At 66.6% G+C, this 8,961-nt stretch carries 4 protein-coding genes and 1 pseudogene; all 5 read left to right on the top strand.

The genetic code is table 11. The features are described from left to right. Nucleotides 1-1,344, top strand: a pseudogene (locus AB0J69_RS05005) (DNA-directed RNA polymerase subunit beta); the annotation flags it as partial. Nucleotides 1,345-1,361: 17 nt separating this feature from the next. Continuing rightward, nucleotides 1,362-5,237 (top strand): DNA-directed RNA polymerase subunit beta', encoded by a 3,876-nt coding sequence (locus tag AB0J69_RS05000; RefSeq protein WP_364112963.1) that lies wholly within the window; start codon nt 1,362-1,364, stop codon nt 5,235-5,237. Nucleotides 5,238-5,879: 642 nt separating this feature from the next. Beyond that, on the top strand, nt 5,880-6,254 hold the full coding sequence (rpsL, locus tag AB0J69_RS04995; RefSeq protein ID WP_049572713.1) for a 30S ribosomal protein S12: 375 nt from the start codon (nt 5,880-5,882) through the stop codon (nt 6,252-6,254). Nucleotides 6,255-6,256: 2 nt separating this feature from the next. Next, nucleotides 6,257-6,727, top strand: a complete 471-nt coding sequence (gene rpsG / locus AB0J69_RS04990) for a 30S ribosomal protein S7 (RefSeq protein WP_020542314.1) — start codon at nt 6,257-6,259, stop codon at nt 6,725-6,727. A gap of 33 nt (nt 6,728-6,760) precedes the next feature. After that, the gene (gene fusA / locus AB0J69_RS04985; RefSeq protein WP_364112961.1) at nt 6,761-8,860 is read left to right on the top strand and encodes an elongation factor G; all 2,100 of its coding nucleotides are present in this window, start codon (nt 6,761-6,763) and stop codon (nt 8,858-8,860) included. Nucleotides 8,861-8,961 lie beyond the last annotated feature (101 nt).

Here is an 8,961-nt window from a genome sequence, read left to right as displayed (position 1 = left end):
CACAACTACGAAGACGCGATCATCCTGTCCCAGCGGCTGGTCCAGGACGACGTCCTGTCCTCGATCCACATCGAGGAGCACGAGGTCGACGCCCGTGACACCAAGCTGGGCCCCGAGGAGATCACCCGGGACATCCCGAACGTCTCCGAGGAGGTCCTGGCCGACCTCGACGAGCGCGGCATCATCCGGATCGGCGCCGAGGTCGTGCCCGGCGACATCCTGGTCGGCAAGGTCACCCCGAAGGGCGAGACCGAGCTGACCCCGGAGGAGCGGCTGCTGCGCGCGATCTTCGGCGAGAAGGCCCGTGAGGTCCGCGACACCTCGCTGAAGGTGCCGCACGGCGAGCAGGGCAAGGTCATCGCGGTGCGCGTGTTCAGCCGCGAGGAGGGCGACGAGCTGCCGCCCGGTGTCAACGAGCTGGTCCGCGTCTACGTGGCCCAGAAGCGTAAGATCACCGACGGCGACAAGCTGGCCGGCCGCCACGGCAACAAGGGCGTCATCTCCAAGATCCTGCCGGTCGAGGACATGCCGTTCCTGGAGGACGGCACCCCGGTCGACATCATCCTCAACCCCCTGGGCGTGCCCGGCCGAATGAACGTCGGCCAGGTGCTGGAGACCCATCTCGGATGGATCGCCGCCAGAGGGTGGGACATCTCGGGCATCCAGGAGGCCTGGGCCGAGCGGCTGCGTGACAAGGGCTTCGAGAAGGTCGCCCCGCGCACCAACATGGCCACGCCGGTCTTCGACGGTGCCCACGAGGAGGAGATCGTCGGACTGCTCGACAGCACCATCCCCAACCGCGACGGTGACCGGATGGTGCAGCAGAGCGGCAAGGCCCGGCTGTTCGACGGCCGCAGCGGCGAGCCGTTCCCGTACCCGATCGCGGTCGGCTACATCTACATCCTCAAGCTGCTCCACCTGGTCGACGACAAGATTCACGCTCGGTCGACCGGCCCCTACTCCATGATCACCCAGCAGCCGCTCGGCGGTAAGGCCCAGTTCGGTGGCCAGCGCTTCGGTGAGATGGAGGTGTGGGCGCTGGAGGCGTACGGCGCCGCCTACGCCCTGCAGGAGCTGCTGACCATCAAGTCCGACGACGTCCTCGGCCGGGTGAAGGTCTACGAGGCCATCGTCAAGGGCGAGAACATCCCCGAGCCGGGCATCCCCGAGTCCTTCAAGGTCCTCATCAAGGAGATGCAGTCGCTGTGCCTCAACGTCGAGGTGCTCTCCAGCGACGGCATGTCCATCGAGATGCGAGACACCGACGAGGACGTCTTCCGCGCGGCGGAGGAGCTCGGCATCGATCTGTCCCGGCGTGAGCCGAGCAGCGTGGAAGAAGTCTGAGGGGGAGATCGCACAAAATGCTAGACGTCAACTTCTTCGACGAGCTCAGGATCGGCCTCGCGACCGCCGACGACATCCGTCAGTGGTCGCACGGCGAGGTCAAGAAGCCCGAGACCATCAACTACCGGACTCTCAAGCCGGAAAAGGACGGACTCTTCTGCGAGAAGATCTTCGGCCCGACCCGCGACTGGGAGTGCTACTGCGGCAAGTACAAGCGCGTCCGCTTCAAGGGCATTATCTGTGAGCGCTGTGGCGTCGAGGTGACTCGCGCCAAGGTGCGTCGTGAGCGGATGGGCCACATCGAGCTGGCCGCGCCGGTCACGCACATCTGGTACTTCAAGGGCGTCCCGTCGCGCCTCGGTTACCTGCTCGACCTGGCCCCGAAGGACCTGGAGAAGGTCATCTACTTCGCGGCGTACATGATCACGCATGTCGACACCGAGATGCGTGAGCGTGACCTGCCCTCGCTGGAGGCGAAGATCTCCGTCGAGCGGCAGCACATCGAGCAGCGCCGTGACGCCGACGTCGAGGCCCGGCAGAAGAAGCTCGAGGGTGACCTGGCCGAGCTCGAGGCCGCCGGCGCCAAGGGCGACCAGCGCCGCAAGGTCCGCGAGGGCGCCGAGCGCGAGATGCGTCAGCTCCGTGACCGGGCCCAGCGCGAGCTGGACCGGCTCGACGAGGTCTGGAGCCGCTTCAAGAACCTCAAGGTCCAGGACCTCGAGGGCGACGAGCTGCTCTACCGCGAGATGCGTGACCGCTTCGGCCGCTACTTCAAGGGCGGCATGGGCGCGCAGGCGATCCAGGACCGGCTGATCAGCTTCGACCTCGACGCCGAGGCCGAGAACCTGCGCGAGACCATCCGCAGCGGCAAGGGCCAGAAGAAGGCCCGAGCGCTCAAGCGGCTCAAGGTCGTGTCGGCGTTCCTCAACACGACCAACTCGCCGCGCGGCATGGTGCTCGACTGCATCCCGGTCATCCCGCCGGACCTGCGCCCGATGGTGCAGCTCGACGGTGGCCGGTTCGCGACCTCCGACCTCAACGACCTCTACCGCCGGGTCATCAACCGGAACAACCGCCTCAAGCGTCTGCTCGACCTCGGCGCGCCCGAGATCATCGTGAACAACGAGAAGCGGATGCTGCAGGAGGCCGTGGACGCGCTGTTCGACAACGGCCGTCGCGGTCGCCCGGTCACCGGTCCCGGCAACCGGCCGCTGAAGTCCCTCAGCGACATGCTGAAGGGCAAGCAGGGTCGCTTCCGCCAGAACCTGCTGGGCAAGCGAGTCGACTACTCCGGCCGTTCGGTCATCGTCGTCGGCCCGCAGCTCAAGCTGCACCAGTGCGGTCTGCCCAAGCAGATGGCGCTGGAGCTGTTCAAGCCGTTCGTGATGAAGCGGCTCGTGGACCTCAACCACGCACAGAACATCAAGTCGGCCAAGCGGATGGTCGAGCGCGCCCGCCCCGTGGTGTGGGACGTGCTCGAAGAGGTCATCACCGAGCACCCGGTGCTGCTCAACCGTGCTCCGACGCTCCACCGCCTGGGCATCCAGGCGTTCGAGCCGCAGCTGGTCGAGGGCAAGGCCATCCAGATCCACCCGCTCGTCTGCACCGCGTTCAACGCGGACTTCGACGGCGACCAGATGGCCGTGCACCTGCCGCTGTCGGCTGAGGCCCAGGCCGAGGCTCGCATCCTGATGCTCTCGACCAACAACATCCTCAAGCCGGCCGACGGCAAGCCCGTGACGATGCCCACCCAGGACATGGTCATCGGCCTCTACTGGCTGACCACCCAGAAGGACGGCGCGGAGGGTGAGGGCCGCGTGTTCGGCTCGATCGCCGAGGCGCAGATGGCCTTCGACCGCCGCGAGCTGGAGATCCAGGCGAAGATCCAGATCCGGCTGAAGGACGTCCTGCCGCCGCGCGAGTGGGTGGCCCCCGAGGGCTGGGAGCAGGGCGACGCGATCCGCCTGGAGACGACGTTCGGGCGGTGCCTGTTCAACCAGACGCTGCCGGACAGCTACCCCTTCGTCGACTTCCAGGTCGGCAAGAAGCAGCTGTCCACGATCGTGAACGAGCTGGCGGAGACCTACCCCAAGATCGAGGTCGCCAACTCGCTCGACGCGCTCAAGGACGCCGGCTTCCGCTGGGCGACCCGCTCCGGTGTCACCATCTCGATCGAGGACGTCGTCGCGCCCCCGAACAAGACCGACATCATGGAGAACTACGAGCGCCGGGCCGACAAGGTCCAGCGCGAGTACGAGCGCGGTCTGATCACCGACGAGGAGCGCCGTCAGGAGCTCATCGAGATCTGGACGCACGCGACGGCCGACGTCGAGACCGACATGGTCAACGCCTTCCCGGCGACCAACCCGGTCTGGATGATGGTCAACTCCGGCGCCCGTGGTAACAAGATGCAGGTCCGGCAGATCGCCGGCATCCGTGGCCTGGTGTCCAACACCAAGGGTGAGACGATCCCGCGGCCGATCAAGGCCTCGTTCCGCGAGGGCCTGTCGGTGCTGGAATACTTCATCTCCACCCACGGTCAGCGGAAGGGTCTGGCCGACACCGCTCTGCGTACCGCCGACTCGGGTTACCTGACCCGTCGTCTGGTGGACGTGGCGCAGGACGTCATCGTGCGCGAGATCGACTGCGGCACCGACCGCGCGGTCCCGCTCCACGTGGCCGACCGCGACGCGTCGGGCAACCTGGTCAAGGCGGAGAACGCCGAGTCCAACGTGCACGGCCGCATCCTGGCCGAGGACGTCGAGGTGGACGGCAAGATCATCGTCCCGGCGGGTGTCGACATCAACGACAACCACGTGACGAAGCTGGTCGAGGCCGGTGTCGAGACCGTCCGCACCCGCAGCGCGCTCGTCTGCGAGGCCAAGATCGGTGTCTGCGCGACCTGCTACGGCCGCTCGCTGGCCACCGGCAAGCTCGTGGACGTCGGCGAGGCGGTCGGCATCATCGCCGCCCAGTCGATCGGTGAGCCCGGCACGCAGCTGACGATGCGTACGTTCCACACCGGTGGTGTGGCCGGCGCCGACATCACCCACGGTCTGCCCCGTGTCACGGAGCTCTTCGAGGCGCGCATCCCCAAGGGTGTCGCCCCGATCTCCGAGGCGGAGGGCCGGGTCCGGATCGACGAGACCGACAAGACCAGGAAGATTGTGATCACCCCCGACGACGGTTCGGAGGAGATCGCCTACCCGGTCTCGATGCGTTCCCGCCTGCTCGTGCAGGACGGCCAGCGCGTCACGGTCGGGCAGCAGCTGGTCGCCGGTGCGGTCAACCCCAACGAGGTGCTGCGCATCCTCGGCCCGCGGGCCGTGCAGCTGCACCTGGTGGCGGAGGTCCAGCAGGTCTACCGCTCGCAGGGTGTGTCGATCCACGACAAGCACATCGAGATCATCGTGCGGCAGATGCTCAAGCGCGTGAACGTGCTGGAGTCCGGTGACACCGACCTGCTGCCCGGCGAGCTCGTCGAGCGTCCGCGCTTCGAGCAGATGAACCGTGAGACGGTGGCGGAGAGCGGCTCGCCGGCCGCGGGCCGTCCGGTGCTCATGGGCATCACGAAGGCCTCGCTCGCCACCGAGTCGTGGCTGTCGGCGGCCTCCTTCCAGGAGACGACCAGGGTCCTGACGGACGCGGCGATCCACGCCAAGTCCGACTCGCTCCTGGGCCTGAAGGAGAACGTCATCATCGGTAAGCTCATCCCGGCCGGTACCGGCATGCCGCAGTACCGCAACATCCGGGTGGAGCCGACCGAGGAGGCCAAGGCCGCGATGTACACCGTCGGCGGTTACGACGGCTCGGCGGCCGACTACACCTTCGGCACGGGCAGCGGCGAGGCCGTCCCCCTGGAGGAGTACGACTTCGGCCAGTACAACAGGTGATTTCCTAGTCGTCTGTAGGTGACGCGCCCGGGGCTCTCTGCCGAGAGGCCCGGGCGCGTTCGCTTTCCGGCCTTTGTTCCGTTACGGCGGAGCCGTGGCCGCCCCAGACGCCGCACGGGGCCGGGGGCCTTCCAGGGAGACGGCCTCTGAGCCCGTCAGTGGCGAGCCGCCGTTACGACGCCCTGTGGGCCGTTTCGGTGGTCAGGCGGGCACCGCCCACGCCTACGGCCGGGGCAATGGGAAGTTACGGGTGGATGGCGGTTCGTGGACTTGGGGGCGGAACACCCCAGGGGGCTATATCATGTCTGCGGAGCTGTAGATGGGCTGGATGAAATAGGCCCCGGGCGACCCGGAGTGGCAAGGCTTACCCGCTTTGCCGCGCCGTTTTGACGTGTCGCCAGGGCCTGGGTAGTCTTGAGCATCGTGCCCGTCTTCTAGCGGGCTCTCGGCCGTGCGCTCATTGCGGGCGCAGGACGGCTTCCTGGCTCGTAATCCTCGCGGATGTGTCTGTGTGAACAGCGCGACACGCCCGAGCGCGGGGGCGCCGAGACAAGAGAAACCAGCAGGTCATGACACCGGCAGAACCTGCGAAATGCACGACCCAACGACGTAACACCGGCCAAGGCACGAAACGGAGTGGCAGTGCCCACTATTCAGCAGTTGGTCCGCAAGGGCCGGCAGGACAAGGTCTCCAAGACCAAGACTCCTGCCCTCAAGGGGAGTCCGCAGCGGCGCGGTGTGTGCCAGCGCGTTTACACCACGACTCCGAAGAAGCCCAACTCGGCACTGCGCAAGGTGGCCCGCGTTCGGCTCACGAACGGCATCGAGGTCACGGCCTACATCCCGGGTGTGGGTCACAACCTGCAGGAGCACTCCATCGTGCTCGTGCGTGGCGGTCGTGTGAAGGACCTGCCTGGTGTTCGCTACAAGATCATCCGCGGTTCGCTCGACACCCAGGGTGTCCGTAACCGCAAGCAGGCCCGTAGCCGCTACGGCGCGAAGAGGGAGAAGAGCTAACAATGCCTCGTAAGGGTTCTCCTGGCCGTCGTCAGCTCATGGCTGACCCGGTTTACAGCTCGCCTCTGGTGACCGCCCTGATCAACAAGGTGCTCCTGGACGGCAAGCGCTCCATCGCGCAGTCGATCGTCTACGGCGCCCTCGAGGGCTGCAGGGAGAAGACGGGCAACGACCCGGTCGTCACCCTGAAGCGCGCGCTTGACAACGTCAAGCCGACTCTTGAGGTCCGCAGCCGTCGTGTCGGTGGCGCGACCTACCAGGTGCCGGTTGAGGTGCGCGCGGCGCGCAGCACCACCCTGGCCCTGCGCTGGCTGGTGCAGTACTCCCGCGCCCGCCGCGAGAAGACCATGACCGAGCGCCTCATGAACGAGCTCCTCGACGCCAGCAACGGCCTCGGGGCGAGCGTCAAGAAGCGCGAGGACACCCACAAGATGGCCGAGTCCAACAAGGCCTTCGCTCACTACCGCTGGTAGTGGGTTCGACGAGACGACGAGGACGCGAGAGAAGTGGCCACCCAGACCGCTCTTGACCTGGCCAAGGTCCGAAACATCGGGATCATGGCCCATATCGACGCGGGCAAGACCACCACGACCGAGCGCATCCTGTTCTACACCGGTATCAACTACAAGATCGGTGAGGTCCACGAAGGCGCAGCCACGATGGACTGGATGGAGCAGGAGCAGGAGCGCGGCATCACGATCACGTCTGCCGCGACCACCTGCGAGTGGGTCGGTCACACGATCAACATCATCGACACTCCGGGTCACGTCGACTTCACCATCGAGGTGGAGCGTTCGCTCCGCGTGCTCGACGGCGCGGTCGCCGTGTTCGACGGCGTCGCCGGTGTCGAGCCGCAGTCGGAGACGGTGTGGCGCCAGGCTGACCGCTACGAAGTGCCCCGCATCTGCTTCGTGAACAAGATGGACCGTGTCGGCGCGGAGTTCCACCGCTGCGTCGACATGATGATCGGCCGCCTGGGCGCGACCCCGGCCGTCATCCAGCTCCCGTGGGGCGTTGAGGCCGACTTCAAGGGCGTCATCGACCTCATCAAGATGAAGGGTCTCATCTGGTCCGCCGAGGCGGCCAAGGGCGAGATGTACGACGTCGTCGACATCCCGGCCGACCACGTCGACGCCGCCCGCGAGTGGCGCGACAGGCTGATCGAGACCGTCGCCGAGAACGACGACGAGCTGATGGAGCTCTACCTCGAAGGCACGCAGCCGACCGAGGAGCAGCTGGTGGCGGCCATCCGCCGCGCCACGCTGGCCAGCGCCATCAACCCGGTCCTGTGCGGCACCGCGTTCAAGAACAAGGGCGTTCAGCCCCTGCTCGACGCGATCGTCGCCTACCTCCCCGCCCCGACCGACATCCCGGCCTTCAAGGGCCACGCGGTCGGCAACGAGGAGAAGGTGATCGAGCGGCACGCCGACCCGACCGAGCCGTTCTCCGCGCTGGCCTTCAAGATCGCCAGCGACCCGCACCTGGGCAAGCTCACCTACATCCGCATCTACTCGGGCACGCTCGAGACCGGTTCACAGGTCATCAACTCTGTGAAGGGTAAGAAGGAGCGGATCGGCAAGATCTACCAGATGCACGCCAACAAGCGCGAAGAGCGCCCGTCGGCGATCGCTGGTCAGATCGTCGCCGTCATGGGTCTGAAGGACACCACGACCGGCGACACCCTGTCCGACCCGTCGAACCAGGTCGTGCTCGAGTCGATGACGTTCCCGGCTCCGGTCATCAACGTCGCCATCGAGCCCAAGACCAAGGGCGACCAGGAGAAGCTGTCGATCGCGATCCAGCGCCTGGCCGAGGAGGACCCGTCCTTCCAGGTCCGTCGTGACGAGGAGACCGGTCAGACCGTCATCTGGGGCATGGGCGAGCTTCACCTGGAGATCCTCGTCGACCGCATGCGTCGCGAGTTCAAGGTCGAGGCCAACGTGGGCCGCCCGCAGGTGGCCTACCGCGAGACCATCCGCCGCAAGGTGGAGAAGATCGACTACACCCACAAGAAGCAGACCGGTGGTTCCGGTCAGTTCGCGCGGGTGATCATCAACCTCGAGCCGCTGGGCGAAGGCAACGACGGCTACGAGTTCGAGAACAAGGTCACCGGTGGCCGCGTCCCGAGGGAGTACATCCCGTCGGTCGACGCGGGCGCGCAGGAGGCCGCCGAGTTCGGCGTGCTGGCCGGTTACCCGATGGTCGGCGTGAAGGTTACGCTGACCGACGGTGCGGCCCACGACGTGGACTCCTCGGAAATGGCCTTCAAGATCGCCGGCTCGATGGCCTTCAAGGAGGCCGCGCGCAAGGCGGACGCCGTTCTTCTCGAGCCGATGATGGCCGTTGAGGTCACCACGCCCGAGGACTACATGGGTGATGTCATCGGTGACCTCAACGGTCGCCGCGGGCAGATCCAGGCGATGGATGACCGGGCAGGCGCCAAGGTCGTCCAGGCGCTCGTGCCGCTGTCTGAGATGTTCGGCTACGTGGGTGACCTGCGTAGCAAGACGCAGGGGCGCGCGAGCTACAGCATGCAGTTCGACTCCTACTCGGAGGTGCCTCCGGGCATCGCCAAGGAGATCGTCGCGAAGGCCCGGGGCGAGTAGTTTCCGGTCCGGTCCCGCGAGGGATCGGACCAGGACTTCAGTCCTGGTCCCTGGTGGGGTGGTGAGAGCCACCCCACCGCCAAGGGTTTCGGGAGTTCCCG

The sequence above is a fragment of the Nonomuraea sp. NPDC049709 genome (genome assembly GCF_040674815.1).
In the GTDB taxonomy this organism is placed as follows: Bacteria; Actinomycetota; Actinomycetes; order Streptosporangiales; family Streptosporangiaceae; genus Nonomuraea.
The sequence above is the reverse complement of the archived record's forward strand: the minus strand, read 5'-3'. Positions and strand labels throughout refer to the sequence as shown.